The sequence below is a fragment of the Sphingomonas brevis genome, from assembly GCF_023516505.1.
Classification (GTDB): Bacteria; Pseudomonadota; Alphaproteobacteria; order Sphingomonadales; family Sphingomonadaceae; genus Sphingomicrobium; species Sphingomicrobium breve.
The window spans coordinates 671,320-688,179 of the sequence record NZ_JAMGBB010000001.1 but is presented as its reverse complement, the minus strand read 5'-3'; the positions used below and the strand labels follow the sequence as shown (position 1 = coordinate 688,179).

14 protein-coding genes and 1 pseudogene are annotated in these 16,860 nt (G+C 61.4%); 11 read left to right on the top strand and 4 right to left on the bottom strand.

Annotated elements, in window-relative coordinates; genetic code table 11:
- Positions 1 to 7: 7 nt before the first annotated feature.
- The 4 genes and pseudogenes from dnaG (at position 8) to LZ518_RS03555 (ending at position 5,498) form a co-directional block, all read left to right on the top strand.
- Positions 8 to 1,900, top strand: coding sequence for a DNA primase (dnaG, locus tag LZ518_RS03570; protein WP_249914658.1), 1,893 nt, complete (start codon positions 8 to 10; stop codon positions 1,898 to 1,900).
- A gap of 11 nt (positions 1,901 to 1,911) precedes the next feature.
- Complete coding sequence (gene rpoD, locus LZ518_RS03565) at positions 1,912 to 3,939, top strand: RNA polymerase sigma factor RpoD (RefSeq protein WP_249914657.1); 2,028 nt, start codon at positions 1,912 to 1,914, stop codon at positions 3,937 to 3,939.
- A gap of 205 nt (positions 3,940 to 4,144) precedes the next feature.
- Positions 4,145 to 4,421, top strand: a pseudogene (locus LZ518_RS03560) (GIY-YIG nuclease family protein).
- Between the two features lie 309 nt (positions 4,422 to 4,730).
- Positions 4,731 to 5,498, top strand: a complete 768-nt coding sequence (locus tag LZ518_RS03555) for a hypothetical protein (RefSeq protein ID WP_249914656.1) — start codon at positions 4,731 to 4,733, stop codon at positions 5,496 to 5,498.
- An 84-nt stretch (positions 5,499 to 5,582) separates the two neighbouring features.
- Here the strand turns inward: LZ518_RS03555 and LZ518_RS03550 are convergent, their stop codons facing one another.
- The gene (locus LZ518_RS03550; RefSeq protein WP_249914655.1) at positions 5,583 to 6,101 is read right to left on the bottom strand and encodes a hypothetical protein; all 519 of its coding nucleotides are present in this window, start codon (positions 6,099 to 6,101) and stop codon (positions 5,583 to 5,585) included.
- Between the two features lie 324 nt (positions 6,102 to 6,425).
- Between LZ518_RS03550 and LZ518_RS03545 the strand changes: the two genes are divergently transcribed.
- From LZ518_RS03545 to LZ518_RS03530, 4 genes are all read left to right on the top strand, one after another.
- Positions 6,426 to 6,740 carry a PspC domain-containing protein gene (locus LZ518_RS03545; protein ID WP_249914654.1) on the top strand — a complete coding sequence of 105 codons (315 nt, stop codon included), beginning with the start codon at positions 6,426 to 6,428 and terminating at the stop codon, positions 6,738 to 6,740.
- A 195-nt stretch (positions 6,741 to 6,935) separates the two neighbouring features.
- Positions 6,936 to 7,604, top strand: coding sequence for a DUF6975 family protein (locus tag LZ518_RS03540; RefSeq protein ID WP_249914653.1), 669 nt, complete (start codon positions 6,936 to 6,938; stop codon positions 7,602 to 7,604).
- A gap of 90 nt (positions 7,605 to 7,694) precedes the next feature.
- Complete coding sequence (locus tag LZ518_RS03535) at positions 7,695 to 8,537, top strand: AAA family ATPase (RefSeq protein ID WP_249914652.1); 843 nt, start codon at positions 7,695 to 7,697, stop codon at positions 8,535 to 8,537.
- Positions 8,538 to 9,707, top strand: coding sequence for a cystathionine beta-lyase (locus LZ518_RS03530; protein ID WP_249914651.1), 1,170 nt, complete (start codon positions 8,538 to 8,540; stop codon positions 9,705 to 9,707).
- Here the strand turns inward: LZ518_RS03530 and LZ518_RS03525 are convergent, their stop codons facing one another.
- Positions 9,708 to 11,105, bottom strand: coding sequence for a methyl-accepting chemotaxis protein (locus tag LZ518_RS03525; protein WP_249914650.1), 1,398 nt, complete (start codon positions 11,103 to 11,105; stop codon positions 9,708 to 9,710).
- Between the two features lie 220 nt (positions 11,106 to 11,325).
- Between LZ518_RS03525 and LZ518_RS03520 the strand changes: the two genes are divergently transcribed.
- Positions 11,326 to 12,507: a vWA domain-containing protein gene (locus LZ518_RS03520; RefSeq protein ID WP_249916490.1), complete on the top strand. Its 1,182-nt coding sequence runs from the start codon at positions 11,326 to 11,328 to the stop codon at positions 12,505 to 12,507.
- Here LZ518_RS03520 and LZ518_RS03515 read toward each other — a convergent pair.
- Positions 12,504 to 13,706 (bottom strand): exo-beta-N-acetylmuramidase NamZ family protein, encoded by a 1,203-nt coding sequence (locus LZ518_RS03515; RefSeq protein WP_249914649.1) that lies wholly within the window; start codon positions 13,704 to 13,706, stop codon positions 12,504 to 12,506. The two genes, LZ518_RS03520 and LZ518_RS03515, sit on opposite strands and share 4 nt — an antisense overlap.
- Positions 13,703 to 14,224 (bottom strand): DOMON-like domain-containing protein, encoded by a 522-nt coding sequence (locus LZ518_RS03510; protein WP_249914648.1) that lies wholly within the window; start codon positions 14,222 to 14,224, stop codon positions 13,703 to 13,705. The genes LZ518_RS03515 and LZ518_RS03510 overlap by 4 nt, the downstream gene beginning before the upstream one ends.
- A 155-nt stretch (positions 14,225 to 14,379) precedes the next feature.
- Between LZ518_RS03510 and tyrS the strand changes: the two genes are divergently transcribed.
- Both tyrS and LZ518_RS03500 read left to right on the top strand, forming a co-directional pair.
- A complete protein-coding gene (gene tyrS / locus LZ518_RS03505; RefSeq protein ID WP_249914647.1) occupies positions 14,380 to 15,609 on the top strand; it encodes a tyrosine--tRNA ligase in 1,230 nt (409 codons plus the stop codon).
- 294 nt (positions 15,610 to 15,903) lie between these two features.
- Entirely contained in the window at positions 15,904 to 16,860 is a 957-nt protein-coding gene (locus tag LZ518_RS03500) for an STAS-like domain-containing protein (protein ID WP_249914646.1), read from the top strand.

Below are 16,860 nucleotides of genomic sequence, written 5' to 3'. Positions count from 1 at the left end.
TAAACAGGTGACGCTTTCCCCCGCCTGGCTGGATGAATTAAGGGCGCGGACGACGCTGTCCGCGGTCATCGGGCCGTCGGTCAAGCTGATCAAGGCAGGGCGCGAATTCAAAGCCTGCTGCCCCTTCCACAATGAAAAGACGCCCAGCTTCACCATCAACGACGAAAAGGGCTTTTATCATTGCTTCGGTTGCGGCGCGCATGGCGACGCCATCCGGTTTTTGACCGACCAGCGTGGCCTGCCCTTCATGGATGCGGTCAAGGAATTGGCCGGCAAGGCGGGGATGGAGGTGCCGGCCCCCGATCCGCGCGAGCGCGAGCGGCAGGAGCGTTCGGCCGGTCTCCACGACGTGATGGAGGCCGCGGCGCGCTGGTTCACCGAGCAGCTGGACGGCGTCGATGGCGCCGCGGCCCGGGACTATCTGAAGCAGCGCGGCATTACCGACGCCACCAAGCGCAAGTTCGGCTTCGGCTTCGCCCCGGACTCTCGCGGCAAGCTCAAGACGGCTCTCAAATCGTTCGGCGAGGATAGGCTGGTCGAGGCAGGCCTGTTGATCGCCGCCGAGGGCAAGCAGCCCTACGACCGGTTCCGCGGGCGGCTCACCTATCCGATCCGCGATGCGCGCGGCCGCTGCATCGCCTTCAGCGCCCGAATCCTGGGGCCCGGCGAGCCAAAATATCTGAACTCGCCCGACACGCCCCTGTTCGACAAGGGCCGTACGCTGTTCAACCTCGACCAGGCGGGCCCCGCCAGCCGGCAGGCCAAGCGCATCGTCATCGTCGAGGGACAGATGGACGCCATCGCGCTCGACCAGGCGGGGATCGGCGAGGTGGTTGCGCCACTGGGAACGGCATTGACCGACGCCCAGCTGGAGCGGCTGTGGCGGCTCGACGCGCAGCCGATCTGCTGCTTCGATGGGGATTCCGCCGGGCAGAAAGCAGCGGTGCGGGCAGCAACGCGCGCGCTCCCACACCTCGGCCCTGAACGGACCCTGAGGTTCGTGGCGCTGCCGGCGGGCCAGGACCCCGACGACCTGGTGAGGTCAGGCGGCAAGGAGGCGATTGATGCGCTTCTCGCCGCCCCCGAGCCGCTGGTCGAGCGGCTGTGGCGGCACGAAGTCGATGCGGCCCCGCTCGACACGCCCGAAGCCCGCGCCGGGCTGAAGCAGCGGCTGATGGAGCATGCCGGGGCAATCGGCGATCCCAACGTTCGCCAGCTCTACCGCGACGAATGGCTGCGCAAGTTCGACGCGCTGGTCAGGCCCCAGAGGCAGGGTCAGGGCCCGCAGCAGGGCCAGGCGCGCTCGCTCTACCCGCGGCGCGAATGGAAGCACCGCTCGCAGGACATCCGGGGGATGTCCGAGTACGGTGCTCGGGGCGGCCGCTTCGCCGCGCCCAACCCGCCGGCCCTGGAAAGCACCCGCAGCGTCCATAAGACCGGAATCGAACCAGCCATTGCGCGCGCGCTGCTCAGCGGGTTCATCCTCTACCCCGAGGCGCTGCACGATCATGTCGAGGAGCTGGCGCACCTCAACCTGGTCGATCGCGGCAGCGCATCCTTACGCGATCAGCTGGTGCAAATCGCCATGTCGGGCCAGCACCTTGATCGCGACGGCATAAAAACCATATTGGGAAGCCAAGCGGCGGGCATTGGTGTCCGGCGCGGTGCGATGCGTTTTTCCTTCACCCAGGCGGGCAGCAACCCGGAGGTCGCGCGAAGCGACTTGGGTTCGGCGTTGGAGGCGATAATCGCATTGAGCGAAATCGAAGTTGCGCTGAGCGAAGCGACGACCAGGCTGAAGCAGGAAATCAGCGAAGTCGGCTATGCCGAGCAGCAGCGGCTGATGAGCGCTCGCAAGAGTTATAACGACAGGCTGGCGTTGCTAGCCAGCAGTGAGTAAGCGGCGGATTAATGGCGAAGAACGAAACCCAAGAAATCGAAACCGAAACCGGCGATGCGCCGCTGATCGACCTCAACGATGCCCAGATCAAGAAATTGATCGCGCGGGCGAAGAAGAAGGGCGTCATCACCTATGATGAGCTCAACGAGGCGCTGCCGCAGGACCAGATGAGCTCCGAGCAGATCGAGGACATCATGTCCGCGATCAGCGAAATGGGCGTCAACATCGTCGAAACGAGCGATTCGGAAGACGAGGACGACAAGGACGAGCCCGAGGAAGAGGTCGATCCGCTCGACGACGGTTCGCCCCGCCCCGCGGTCGCGACCAAGAAGGAAGCGGTCGACCGCACCGACGATCCGGTGCGCATGTACCTGCGCGAGATGGGCGCGGTGGAGCTGCTCAGCCGCGAGGGCGAGATCGCCATCGCCAAGCGCATCGAGGCCGGCCGCGACACGATGATCTGGGGCCTGTGCGAAAGCCCGATCACCTTCAACGCGATCATCGAATGGTCCAATGCCCTCAACGAAGGCACGATGCAGCTGCGCGAGATCCTCGATCTTGAAGCGATGCTCAGCAAGGGCCCGACCGCCGAGCAGATCAACGAGAGCGAGGAAGGCGGCGAAGGCGAAGGCGAGATCAGCGCCGCCGCCGCCGGCCCGGCCTTCAAGGAAGAGGAAGAGCCGGAAGAGCCCGAGGTCCAGACCGGGGACGAAGAAGACGATATGGTCGAGCGGCGCACCCAGCGGCCGGTCGAGGAAGAGGATGAGGACAACACGCTCAGCCTCGCCCAGATGGAAGAGGCGCTGAAGCCCACCGCACTCGAGAAATTCGCCTCGATCACCTCGCTCTACAAGAAATTCTCCAAGATCCAGCACGCCCGCATGGAAGCGCTGGGCAGCGGCCAGATCCTCTCTACGGCCGACGAGAAAAAATATCAGAAGCTTTCGGAACAGCTCACCGCCGAGGTGGAGAGCGTCCAGTTCCACGCCGCCAAGATCGAATATCTCGTCGACCAGCTGTACAGCTATAACCGCCGGCTAATGGCCCTGGGCGGGCAAATGCTTCGGCTGGCCGAGCGCCACCGCGTGCCGCGCAAGGCGTTCCTGGAAAGCTATACCGGCAGCGAGCTTGACGACGGCTGGCTCGATCGCGCGTCGAAGATCGACAAGAAGTTCGCCGCCTTCGCCGCCGCCGAACAGGACAGCGTCGAGCGCATCCGTGGCGAGATTGCCGAAATCTCCCAGTCGACCGGCATGGCGCTCATCGAGTTCCGCCGCATCGTCAACCAGGTCCAGAAGGGCGAGCGCGAGGCGCGCATCGCCAAGAAGGAAATGGTCGAGGCGAACCTGCGCCTGGTGATCTCGATCGCCAAGAAATACACCAACCGCGGCCTGCAGTTCCTGGACCTGATCCAGGAGGGCAACATCGGCCTGATGAAGGCGGTCGACAAATTCGAATATCGCCGCGGCTACAAGTTTTCGACCTATGCCACCTGGTGGATCCGGCAGGCGATCACCCGGTCTATCGCCGACCAGGCGCGGACCATCCGCATCCCGGTGCATATGATCGAAACGATCAACAAGCTCGTCCGCACTTCCCGCCAGTTCCTGCACGAGACCGGCCGCGAACCGACGCCGGAAGAGCTGGCCGAGCGCCTCTCCATGCCGCTGGAGAAGGTCCGCAAGGTGATGAAGATCGCCAAGGAGCCGATCAGTCTTGAAACGCCGATCGGCGACGAGGAGGATTCACACCTCGGCGACTTCATCGAGGACAAGAACGCCGTCATCCCGGTCGACGCCGCGATCCAGGCCAACCTCAAGGAAACCGTCACCCGGGTCCTCGCGTCCCTTACCCCGCGCGAGGAGCGCGTGCTGCGCATGCGCTTCGGCATCGGCATGAACACCGATCATACGCTGGAAGAAGTCGGGCAGCAGTTCAGCGTCACCCGCGAACGTATCCGGCAGATCGAGGCAAAGGCGCTCAGGAAGCTCAAGCATCCGAGCCGGTCGCGGAAGATGAGGTCGTTCCTGGATCAATAGCGCCGTCGCGAGAAGCGTAGCGAAGGCCGTCCGTCATTAAGGAAAGTGAGATCCCAGCTTTCGCTGGGATGACGTTGGTGGGTACTTTGCTCTGCTTTTGGGGAAATGACGAGTGAAGTCGGCAATTTCCTCGACGCCGACTTCCATTTTGAACGTCATCCCAGCGAAAGCTGGGATCTCATTTCTGCTCTGCTAGCTTCGTCAAATGCCTGGCGGCTGGACGTACATCATGACCAATCGGCCACGCGGCGTGCTCTACATCGGAGTAACCTCAACGCTACCTGACCGTGTCTGGCAGCATCGCAATGGCAAAGGCTCGACCTTCTGCCGCCGGTACAAACTGACTCGGCTGGTTTATGCGGAGCAGCATGAGAGCATTCAGGATGCAATCGCACGCGAGAAGGCCGCGCAACTGGACGATTGAGCTGATCGAACAGGTCAATCCGCAGTGGTTGGATTTGTGGGATAAGCTCAACGCGTAGGTTTCAAAGCCAAATGAGACCCCAGCCTTCGCTGGGACGACGAATGGTCGGGAAACTTCTGTCCTACAGCCTATCGTCTGTGCCACTTCCGGGCGACTCGTTCGGCTCATTCAAATCGTAGTTTCACTTGGGCGTCCGGCGTTCGCCGGCCCACCATGGTCACCGTGAACATGTGTGAAGTTTCGCACTTGCAGTCCTAATCGGCCGGCGCGGCCGCACCCGATTGCGGGCGTGCCGCCAAACGCCTATTGCCCCGCACCCCTCCCAAATTCACTTCAACGTCAGCAACATCTTTCTAAAGCCCACCCCTTGAGCGCGACGCATTACAGCAACCGGAACGGCCAGGAAGGGACGTCGCCGCGGCGGCGCGTCGGCTCGTTCCTGCTGGCGGTGGCGATCGAGGTGCTGCTTCTGCTGGCGTTCCTGACGATCGATTTTCACGACAAGCCCAAGCCGCAGTTCCAGGGCGGCGCGATCTCCACGTTCGACCTTTCCGCCGAAAAGGAGGCCAGCGCCAGCAAGGCGCGCGCCAAGGCCCAGCCGCAACGCTCGCGCCCGCGCCCGATTTTCCCGCCAATCAAGCCCAAGCAGGTCATTCCGGAACGTCCGCTCGACCTAATCCCGATGAGCAAGGAGGACCTTGAGGCCTCCGACATCGCCAAGCTGGGTAGCAATGCGCCGGGGGCCGGCCAGCTCGCCCAGGGCAGCGCGCCGGGAGACAGCGCGATGGTCGGAAATGCGCCCAATGGCGAGCCGCTCTACGCCGCCGAATGGTATCGCGAGCCGACCAACCAGGAGCTCGCCGCCTATCTTCCCAAGACCATGCCGGAGGATGGCGGCTGGGGGATGGTCGCCTGCCGCACCGCGCCGCGCTTCCGGGTGGAGGATTGCGTCGAGCTGGGCCAGGGGCCGGCCGGGTCGCACCTTGCCGGAGCAGTGCGCCAGGCGGCGTGGCAGTTCCTGGTCCGCCCGCCTCGGGTCGGCGGCAAGAGCCTGGTCGGCGAATGGGTGCGGATCCGCATAGACTATTCGGTCAGCAAGAGGGCCGAAGGGCGAGAGCTTTACCTGCGTGATTAACCGGTGTTAAGTCCTGGCTTGGCGACTCGGTCGGGGGGCCGGTCGCCAAAACTCCCCCGGAATCCCCAAAACTCCCTCGGACTTCTACGCCTTGTCCTTGCCCATCGGCGCGAGCCAGGTCACGAGGTCCCATTCGTTCCTGATTGCGAGCAGCAGGATCGCGGTGATCGCGACCGCCACTCCATGGACCGCCCAGGCCTCGCCGGCCCAGAAGGCCCATGCGACCTCGGCGACGCCCAGTGACAGGATGGTCGGGAAAACGCCGTAGAACCATACGTCGCTCCAGTGCGGCGGGTCCTCCTGCCAACACAGCTTGCGGATCCCGACGATCGACTGAACGCCGCGATAAAGCCCCCACAGCGCGACGATCGCGGCGATGATCGCATAATATTGCGCGGCGATCCCCGGAGTCAGCGCGGCGGCGCTCAGCACCAGGACGAAACTCACCTGCAGCACCACCGGACCCATGTAGAGCCTGGCGCCCGCCATCATTGTCGACCGCGGCTTGTCCTGCATCAGGGTCACGACGACGAAGATCAGGCCGATCAGCACGGCCGCCGCCGAGCCCGCCAACAGGTAGAATTCGCCCCAATGTTCGAACATCGCACCAGCCTCCCGCTGGCCGGCACCCTATCAAAGCTCGGCATGGGGTCCATAGCCAGCTTTGATTGGCGGGTCCTGCCGTCACGGAGTAAATCCGTGACGTCAATCCGGTCGGGCTTGCGCCCGCCGGTCGGCCGCCATTCATTGCCTCTTCGCGCTGGTTCCAGTTTGCCATGCAAACTGTCTCCTGCGCTCGGCAATTCATGTGGCGAAATTCACCAACCAGACAGCCCTGAATTGGTACCTGGCGCCAACTTTTCCGCATCGCTCAAGCGATACATCCCGGAAATCGGCCATTGGCACGGCCATTGCATATTAGCTGGCATGGTAACCCTGACCGCCAGCAAGAAGGACGAGATGATGACCAAGACGACCCCGCTTCCCCTGCGTAACGACACCATCCTTGGTGTGTGCGAAGCGATCGGCCGCGATTTCGGCTTCAACCCGCTGTGGCTTCGGCTGGCGTTCATCCTGCCGCTGTTCTTTGCGCCCAGCCTGGCGATCGGCGCTTACCTGGCCCTCGGCCTGGTGGTCGGCGCTAGCCATTGGTTCTCGCCCGACGTGCCGGCGGCCGATCAGGTGGTCGACGCCAAGGCGACCGTGATCGAGGAAGACGCCGCGCTGCCGATGGCTGCGTAAATATCCACAGATTTTTCGGGCCCGGACCGCTTCCCCACCCCATCCGGGCCCGAGAATGTCCCGTTTCGAGCCGTTTTTTAACCTGCCTCACCAAAAGATGAAGCGCTCCTAAACCCTGTCTTTACGCAAGCCGGTTAGAAGCTGGCCTCAAGGTTCAACGCCAGGACCGACCGAATATTACAGGAGAGTGTGGGGATGGCGATCAATCAGGCAGTCGACCGGACGGCGATGACCGCTGCCCAGGCGCAGCTGGCGCGGGTCGAGGCCGAGGGTTCGGCCGAGCACTCCTATCGCCTCCACCTGATGGCCATGACCGGCCCCAACCAGGCGCGCGACCTGGCCGATGCCGTCCACCTTTTTTGTTCGCTCTACGGCCGTCATCCCGGCCTGATCGAGCTGGCGCTCAACAATTGCCCAGCCGGCCCGGTCCGCGATTGGCTGAAGGAAGCGTCCGACGCCTATGAGCGCGAGCGACTTTACCTCGTGCGCCTGACCGCGTCGGTCGGCCCTCTGCCTTCGACACCCGGCGCCGCCGAGACTGAAGCGGCATTGGTTGCGGCCCGCCATGCGATCGAGACCCTGGCCGGATCGGAACGGCGCGGCTGCGCGCTCGGCGCCGCCACCGCGCTGATGAGTGACTGGCCGGCGATCCGCGCCTTGCTCGACCGTGCCGCCGACCGCGTCGGCATGCAGATCCCGGTCCTGACCCTTCCCGACCAGCCGTCGATCGTCCGCGTGATCGGCGACGGTACCGACGGCGCCCCCAGCGAGCGTGCGTTGGGCTTTGGCGGCGAGCAATTGCTGCTTCAGAACCGCGGCCTGTTCGACCTGCTCGAAGCAAGGGCGGCCGCCCGCATCGACTAACCGCAATTTCCCGTTTGCCCCGAGCGTGTCGAGGGGCGCGTGTCTCGACTTCGCTCGACACGAACGGAAGTTTGGCCTTAGAGCCGCCCCATGCGTTTCGAAGGCACTTCCAACTATGTCGCGACCGATGACCTCAAGGTCGCGGTCAATGCCGCCGTCAAGTTGCGCCGCCCCTTGCTGGTCAAGGGCGAGCCGGGGACGGGAAAGACGGTGCTGGCACACGAAATCGCCGAAGCGCTCGGCGCCCCTCTGATCGAGTGGCATATCAAGTCGACCACCCGGGCCGTCCAGGGATTGTATGAATATGACGCCGTTGCCCGCTTGCGCGACGGACAGCTCGGCGACGAGCGGGTCCATGACATCAAGAACTACATCAAGCGTGGCAAGCTGTGGGACGCATTCACCTCTCCCCAGCTGCCCGTGTTGCTGATCGACGAGATCGACAAGGCCGATATCGAATTCCCCAACGACCTCCTCCAGGAACTCGATCGGATGGAGTTCCACGTCTACGAAACCAACGAGACTGTGAAGGCGGTCGACCGGCCGGTAGTGGTGATAACGTCGAACAATGAAAAGGAGCTTCCCGACGCCTTCCTGCGCCGCTGCTTCTTCCATTACATCCGCTTTCCCGACCGCGATACGATGAGCGCGATCATCGACGTCCATTTCCCTGGTATCCAGAAGCTGCTGGTCAGCCGCGCGCTCGACATCTTCTATGACATTCGCGAGGTTCCGGGCCTCAAGAAGAAACCGTCGACCAGCGAACTGCTCGACTGGCTAAAACTGCTGCTGCACGAGGACATGCCGCTCGAGGTGCTGCAGAACCAGGATCCGACGAAGGCGATCCCGCCGCTCCACGGTGCGCTGCTCAAGAACGAGCAGGACGTGATGTTGTTCGAGAGGTTGGCTTTCATGGCGAGGCGCAAGGTCTAGGTGCCTGACGAGCCGAAAAGGCGCCGGCTCGCAACCAGGCTGATCCGCCCGGATCGCCGGGCTTCAACCGATTTCCAGTCGCTCGCTACGTCCACATCGCGCGGATCGACCGTATTATTCAAATCCGTGGCCGATGCGCGGGATTCCAGCGACCCCGACCAATATCGCTACGGCCTATACGGCACGCCGACAGTGCGCGAGCTGGCGCTGCAGATCGCCGCCATAGAGGGCGCCGAGCATTGCTTGATTGTACCCAGCGGCCAGGCCGCGATCGCCTTGCCCTATTTCGCATTCTGCAAGTCGGGCGACCATGTGCTGCTGACCCGCAGCGCCTATGGCCCCAACACCGAACTGGCATTCGACACTTTGAAGGACCTGGGCATCGAGGTCGAGCGCTACGACCCTATGATCGGCGCGGGCATTTCGGACCTGATCCGCCGCGAGACCCGATTGATTTGGACCGAAAGCCCGGGCTCGATCACAATGGAGGTACAGGACGTTCCGGCGATCTGCGCGGCCGCCCACGAACGCGGCGTGCTGGTCGCTATCGATAACACCTATGGTGCTGGCGTATTGTTCGACGCCTATGGCGCCGGGGTAGACATCAGCGTCCAGGCGCTAACCAAATATGCCGGCGGCCACAGCGATCTGCTGCTGGGGTCTATCACCACTCGGGACGTCAAGCTGGACCAGCAATTGCGCGCGGCCCAACGGCTGCTTGGCATGGGCGTTTCGCCCGACGATTGCTCGCTGGTGCTTCGGGGCCTCAAGACGCTTGACGTCCGGCTGCAGCGGCTCGGAGATTCGGCGCTGAAAGTCGCGCAATGGCTCAAGGAGCGCGATGAGGTCACCGCCCTGCTCCATCCTGCCTTTCCGGACTGTCCCGGTCATGACATCTGGCAGCGCGATTGGACTGGCTCGGCCAGCATCTTCTCCGTGATTTTCGGAAATTGGACCCGCGAGCAGGTTGTCTGCTTCGTCGATGCGCTGGAGCTGTTCGGCATTGGCTACAGCTGGGGCGGCGCAGGCAGCCTGGTCATGACCTATGGCGATCTCAGGCGCCCAACGCCGGAGACGGGCAAATTGCTTGTCCGCCTCAATGTTGGTTTGGAAGACCCAGAGGATTTGATCGACGATCTTGAGCAGGCGCTGTCACGCGCCTGCCCCTGATCATTCGTCCCTGTAGGCCAGCTCGAAATTGCCCCAGCGGCGGCCCTTGAAATAAAGCGGCACGAAGACGTTCTTCACCGGAATATATTTGTCGCCAAGCTCCATCCGATAGGTCGACAACATCGCCGGCTGCTCGCTTTCACAAGCCTTGCGGGTAATTTCGTCCATGAAGATGCGCTTGTTGCGGCAATTGGCATCGTTCCACACCGGATCCGGCCCCGGAGATTTCGACCGCTCGCTGAGATGGGTCGGCAGATAGCCGTCCAGGTTGGTTATCGCCGATCCGATGATCTTCGGCTCCTTCGACTTGAACTTGTCGAGCAGGGGCCGGACCAGCCTGTCGGCCGTCTCGGCAAAGCCGTTGTTGTACTGCGGCGGGTTTGAGCCCTCGATCAGCTGGTAATTGCGGTCGTGGACTGCCTCCATGCTGATCTCGCCGCGGTCGATCGCCTGTTCGACGGCGGCGTTGATCGCCCGCATCGCTTCCTGGGCGAGCAGGATCATCGGCGTATCGTCGATGTCCGCGCCCGAATTGGCAAGCGTGTCGAGCATATTGTTGGACAGCATTTCCAGGTGGCTGAGGCGCTTCTGGGCCTTGATCAGCTTGCCGCCATTGTCGCGCGCATCGCCGGCGAAATCGCTGAGCCCTGCCTTAACGCGGTCCACGCTGGTCTGAATAAGGCTCGTGGAATGGGCGATGCCCTCGGTCTGGCGATCGACCATGGAGACGATCTCGGTCACTTCCTTGACCGTGTCACTGATGGCGCTGAATCCGGTTTGGGCGGCGCGGCTGCGCTCGACGCCGGTCTTGATCTCTGACGTTACGGCACTGGCCTCGCGGGTCAGCTCACCAATGGTGGATGCGATCTGACTAGTCGCTGCGCGCGTGTCATGGGCCAGTTTCTTCACTTCGGCGGCGACGACGGCAAAGCTGCGGCCGGCATCTCCGGCTCGCGCTGCCTCGATCGTGGCATTGAGCGCCAGCATATTGGTCTTGCGGGCAATCGTCTCGATTGTCGAAGAAACAGTCTGAACCTGGTTCATTGCCGAAGCGAAGCCCGCCATCCGCTCGCCCAGTTGGACGACCAGCTCGGTCAGGCCCTTGAACCCCTGAATAGTTCCGTCGATCGCCTCACGCCCGGCTTCGAGCTTGGCCTTGGCTTGTTCGGAAAGAAGCCGGGCTTCGTCGGTCGAATCCGATACGCGGGCCTGGTCGGCGAGAAGGCGGGTGGTCACTTCCTCGAGCGTGTCGAGCACCTTCAGATGCTCGCCGATCCGCTCGGCCACACCTTCGACGTAACCGGCAACGTCGCTGCACTCGATCGACAGCGAGCCACAGTCGCGAGCGACATTCCGGATCGCATTTTCGGTAATTTCTTCAATGCCGAGCGTGGCCATTTGACCCAGTTCCCCACTAACAATCCGGGCATGGCTTACCGGCCAAGTGCTAAAGCCTAGTTAACTATGCCCGGGCCGGGAGATCGTCATGCCGGGCTTGACCCGGCATCCGCCTTACTTCTTACGGAAGACACAGAAAGGCAGACCCATGATCAGACCGGCACTGTCCCCCTGACAGTGCCGCATGCCGATCATCAAGTCCGGGGTGACGGTTTTCCAGATGTTCATTGGTTTCGTCGAAGCGCTCCGCAAAGGCGGTATTCCTGCCTCTCTGAAGGAGCATCTGCTGCTCCTCGAGGCGATGGACGCGGAGGTGATTTCGGCCGACCCCGAGCAATTCTACTATCTGGCCCGCGCAACCTTCGTTCATGACGAAAGCCAGCTCGACCGCTTCGACCGGGTGTTCGCCGAAGTGTTCAAGGGGCTGATCGCGACCGGCGCCGAAGGGATCGTCGCGGAAATTCCCGAGGAATGGCTGAAGCTCATCGCCGAGGCATATCTGACGCCCGAGCAGATGGAGGCGATCAAGAGTCTCGGCAGCTGGGAAGAGATTATGCAGGTGCTGAAGGACCGGCTGGCCGAGCAACAGGGCCGGCACCAGGGCGGCAGCAAATGGATCGGCACCGGCGGCACATCGCCCTTCGGTCACGGCGGCTATAATCCGGAAGGGGTGCGGATCGGCGGACCGGGGCGGCACGGCCGGGCGATCAAGGTGTGGGAAAAGCGCGAGTTCAGGGACCTGGACGGCACCCAGGATCTTGGCACGCGCAACATCAAGGTGGCTTTGCGGCGCTTGCGGCGTTTCGCCCGGGAAGGCGCAGCCGAGGAACTTGACCTCGACGGGACGATCGACGGCACGGCGCGCCGCGGGTGGCTAGATGTCCATATGCGGCCCGAGCGGCACAATGCGGTCAAGGTTCTGCTGTTCCTGGACATCGGCGGGTCGATGGACGGGCATGTGAGGATTGCCGAGGAGCTGTTCTCGGCATGCAAGAGCGAGTTCAAGCACCTCGAGCATTTCTACTTCCACAATTGCGTCTACGAGGGCGTGTGGAAGGATAACCGCCGCCGACATGTCGAAAAGACGCCGACGCATGACGTCATCCACAAATTCGGCCGGGATCATAAGCTGGTGATCGTCGGCGATGCGTCGATGAGCCCCTATGAGATCACCCATGCGGGCGGGTCGATCGAGCATATGAACGATGAAGCAGGCGCGGTTTGGCTTAAGCGGCTGACCGATGCCTATCCAAGTGCGGCGTGGATCAACCCGACGCCGGAAGCCTATTGGGGCCACTCGGCCTCGACCGCGATTTTGAAGCGGCTGATGGATGAGCGGATGTATTCGCTTACGCTGGACGGTCTCGACGATGCGATGCGCGAGCTAAGCCGCAAGCGCTAATAAAGCAGATAGGATCGGCGCTCCTCAGCCCACGCCTGCTCGTCGGGCACAGTGATCGCATCAAGGTCGCCGGGCTCGGCGTTTGGATCTTCGACCCATTCGCGGAGCAGCGGCGAGCCGTTGATGACGTCGATGGCCAGGACATCGTTAGTATATTCGTAGGCGAAGTCTTTGCCGCGCCAGATCTCATAATCCGGGAAAAGCTTGCGGATCGCCTTGAAGGCCAGCGATTGCAGCCGCCACGGCTTGAACGCCTGGTGATCGTATAGATCACCCTCGGCGTGGATATGCACGCCGCTGCAGAGCTGGCCGACATGCTTGTGAAAGGTTGGCTCGAACGAGATATCGCGCAGGATGCAGCCTTCGAGCCATTGCGGCGCGGTGTCGCGCATGACCTTGATGACTGCCCGAGCGTCGATGTCGGGTGCGCCGAAAAGTTCGAGAGGGCGAGTGGTGCCCCTGCCCTCGCTCAATGTCGCACCTTCGAGCATGACCGTCCCGGCATAGCATCGCGCCATGTTGAGGTTGGCGGCATTGGGGGACGGGTTCACCCAGATGCGGTCGGTCGGCCAGCCGAAGCCCGGTCCCTCGCCGGGGCGATAACCCTCCATCTCGATCACGCGATAGTCGACGTCGAGCTTGAAATGGTCGACGAACCAGCGGCCGAGCTCACCTAGCGTAAGGCCATGGCGCATCGGGATCGGACCGGCGCCAACGAAGCTTTCCCAGCCGGGCCGAAGCGTCAGCCCCTCGACCGGCCTGCCGGCGGGGTTGGGCCGGTCGAGCACCCAAACCGCCTTGCCATGCTCGGCCGCGGCTTCGAGCATGTAGAGCAAGGTGGTGATGAAGGTGTAGATGCGGCAACCGACGTCCTGCAGGTCGATCAGCACGACATCAAAGGTAGACATTGACTGGCCGGTCGGACGGCGAACTTCGCCGTAGAGGCTGAAGACCGGGATTTCGTGGACCGGATCGATGAAATCCGGGCTTTCGACCATATTGTCCTGCTTGTCGCCGCGAAGGCCATGCTGCGGACCAAAGGCGGCCGTGAGGCGGATCCCCGCTTCGGCTAGCGCATCGAGGCTGTGAGTTAGGTGATAGGTGACCGACGCCGGGTGCGCGACCAGCGCGACGCGCTTGCCCTCTATCGGCTTGCGCAGTTCCGGGTCGACCAGAAGCCGTTCAACGCCCAACATCATTCCGCGCTTACTCCATCCAAAAGCAGGGACCGCACCGCCGCGGCGTGAAAATCGGGCTTGCCCGGAGCGAAGGCGGTTGACCAGTAGCTGATGGTGCCGCCGACGTCTTCAATCACCGCCGTGAGGCCGACATGCGCGGGGTTGGGAAATATGGTTCTGATCTCAGCACTGAACTGCAACTGATTATTTTCATGAAATAATTCGGTTTCGACCGATGCATCTGCATTGGCCATGCCCGAACGATAGCCGGCGAAACCATAAGCCGCCCACTGACCCGACGGCGAAAAGTTGAATTCGCGGTAGGCCTGGGCCTCGCCAGACACGAATAGTTCGAAGCAGGTCGTGCGCCAGAGGTTGTCGGCCCGTCCGGGCAAGGCGGGTGGCGGAATGACCAGTTTCGCAAGGTCACCGCGAACCAGGAAGATGGCGACTGCGCCGTCGCTCATGCGCTCAAGCTCCGCGTCGATCGACTGGATCGCGCCGGCAGGGGCATCGGGATGGCGGTAAAGGCTGGGCACGGACAAACCCTAACGTCATTCCCGCGAAATGACCAAAACGCACTTTCCCCCAGAAAGTGCTGGTTTTGGTCATGGAACCTAGTTTTTGCTTTTCACTGGGTCCCCGCTTGCGCGGGGATGACGAAGTTGAATTGCGTAGCTAAGCGAGCATTTCGATGAGCGAATTCAAATCCTCCCTGCTCCGCCTGCTCGACGAGCGCGGCTATATCCACCAGGCTACGGATAGCGCCGGGCTCGACGCATTGGCGTCACGCGAGGTTGTAACCGGCTATATCGGCTTCGACGCAACGGCGCCGAGCCTGCATGTCGGCAGCCTGGTGCAGATCATGATGCTCAGGCGAATGCAGCAGGCCGGGCACAAGCCGATCGTGTTGATGGGCGGAGGGACGACCAAGATCGGCGATCCCAGCGGCAAGGACGAAAGCCGCAAGCTGTTGAGTCACGAGGATATTCAGGCCAACATCGCGTCGATCCGCAAGGTCTTCGAACATTTCTTGACCTTCGGTGACGGTCCGACCGATGCGATCATGGTCGACAATGACGATTGGCTAGGCAAGCTCGCCTACATCGACCTGCTGCGCACCGTCGGCCCGCATTTTACGGTCAACCGCATGCTGACCTTCGATTCGGTTAAGCTCAGGCTCGACCGGGAGCAGCCGCTGACGTTCCTGGAGTTCAATTACATGATCCTCCAGGCCTATGACTTCCGCGAGCTTGCGCTGCGGCATGCCTGCCGCCTGCAGCTCGGCGGGTCGGACCAGTGGGGCAATATCGTCAACGGCGTCGACCTTGCCCGCCGCATGGACGGCACCGAGCTGTTCGGCGTCACAACACCGCTCATCACCACCGCTGACGGCGCCAAGATGGGCAAGACCGCCAGCGGTGCCGTTTGGCTCAATGCCGACCAACTATCCGCTTACGATTATTGGCAATTCTGGCGGGATACTGCAGATGGTGATGTCGGAAAATTCCTCAAGCTCTTTACAGATTTACCTCTCGATCAGATTGCGGAACTCGATAAGCGCCAAGGGCAAGAGCTCAATGAGGTAAAGGAAATCCTGGCGACTGAGGCGACGGCGCTGTTGCATGGCCGGAAGGCGGCAGAAGCAGCAGCCAAGTCGGCACAAGAGGTGTTTTCTGAGGGAGGAATAAGTGCAAGCCTTCCAACTTATACAGTCGACGGCGGATCAATTGGTCTTGTCGATGCCTTGGCATCCTTGGAGCTGTGTGTATCGAAGGGAGAAGCGCGGCGGCTAATTCGACAAGGAGGTGCTCGAGTAAACGGTGAGAAGATATTGGACGAGAAATACGTCATCATCTTAACTGAACCCGTCCGCGTGTCGGCGGGGCGCAAATCTCACGGCGTGCTTTTGCCCAGGCAGTGAAATCCAATGACGAATTCAAACTTGTTTTTTGAGGTTAGACACCAACAAAACAGAATTCAGATTTTTGGCGATTTGAGACTCAACTCATTGCCGCGCCTTATCTCGGCACTACACCAACTTGTTTCCAAGGCGGGATATCCGGACGTTACTCTAGATTTTTCGAGCCTAACGTCCATTACACATTCGGTCATTCCGCCCCTCTCAGCTCACCTCCGGTGGCTTGTCCGAGATAGAAAGGTGGAGTTTGAGTATTGGGCACCGCGACAACAACAACTCAGCACAAGGCTCATCAAGTTGGGTCTGCCGCATTATGTTGAGCACCGGAAGTTCGCGAAGCCTCGGCTCAACTCGTCAGATCCATCTGTCCTACAGTATCTGGATCAAGATGAGCGCGAGGTGGCGGTTGACAAGGTCATCAAATCGGCGCTCCGAAAAACAGATCTTAGCCGGGCCAATATTGCTGCACTAGAGTGGGCCGTTAATGAAATCACCGATAACGTCCTTACGCATTCACAGTCCCACGTGGGCGGGTTTCTGATCTGCCACAAGTTGTCACATCACGACATTCTCGAATTTACGGTTGCAGATGCCGGAATCGGAGTTGCGCGTAGCCTTGGAATTCTGGACGAATGCGAGGCCGTTGAGCGAGCGATCCAAGAGGGCGTTACGCGAAACAAATCGACAAATCAGGGAAACGGACTCTACGGCACTTACCAACTAGCACTGGCCTCATCTGGTATTTTTGCCCTGAACTCGGCGCACGCCAATCTGTATGTAACAAAGGCGGGCGAGATGCATATCCGTGACGAAAGTATTCCATACAAGGGCACATACGTTGTTTGCCAAATCGACTGTGCAAATCCACAGCTTATTGAACATGCACTAACAATTGGGGGGCGTGAGCACTCGCCGGCCTATGACTACATCGAACGCAAACACGAGCAGGCAGGGGGCGTTCTAAGAGTTGAGGCAAAAGACCTGTGTCAAACCTTCGGGAGTCGCCAATCAGGAATTGAAGCACGAAGGTACATCTCAAATCTGCTGCGAGATGATGATGGACTGCGCCTTGAAGTGGATTTTGCCAATGTGTTTGTGATTTCTAGCAGCTTTGCCGACGAAGTTTTCGGAAAGCTGTTCGTAGAGATGGGACCCCTCCGCTATATGCGGCGGATATCGCTTCGCAACGTAGCGCCAGCCATCGAAGGATTGATTGATCGTGCTATTACGCTCCGATCTCAGACAGGCCTCTAG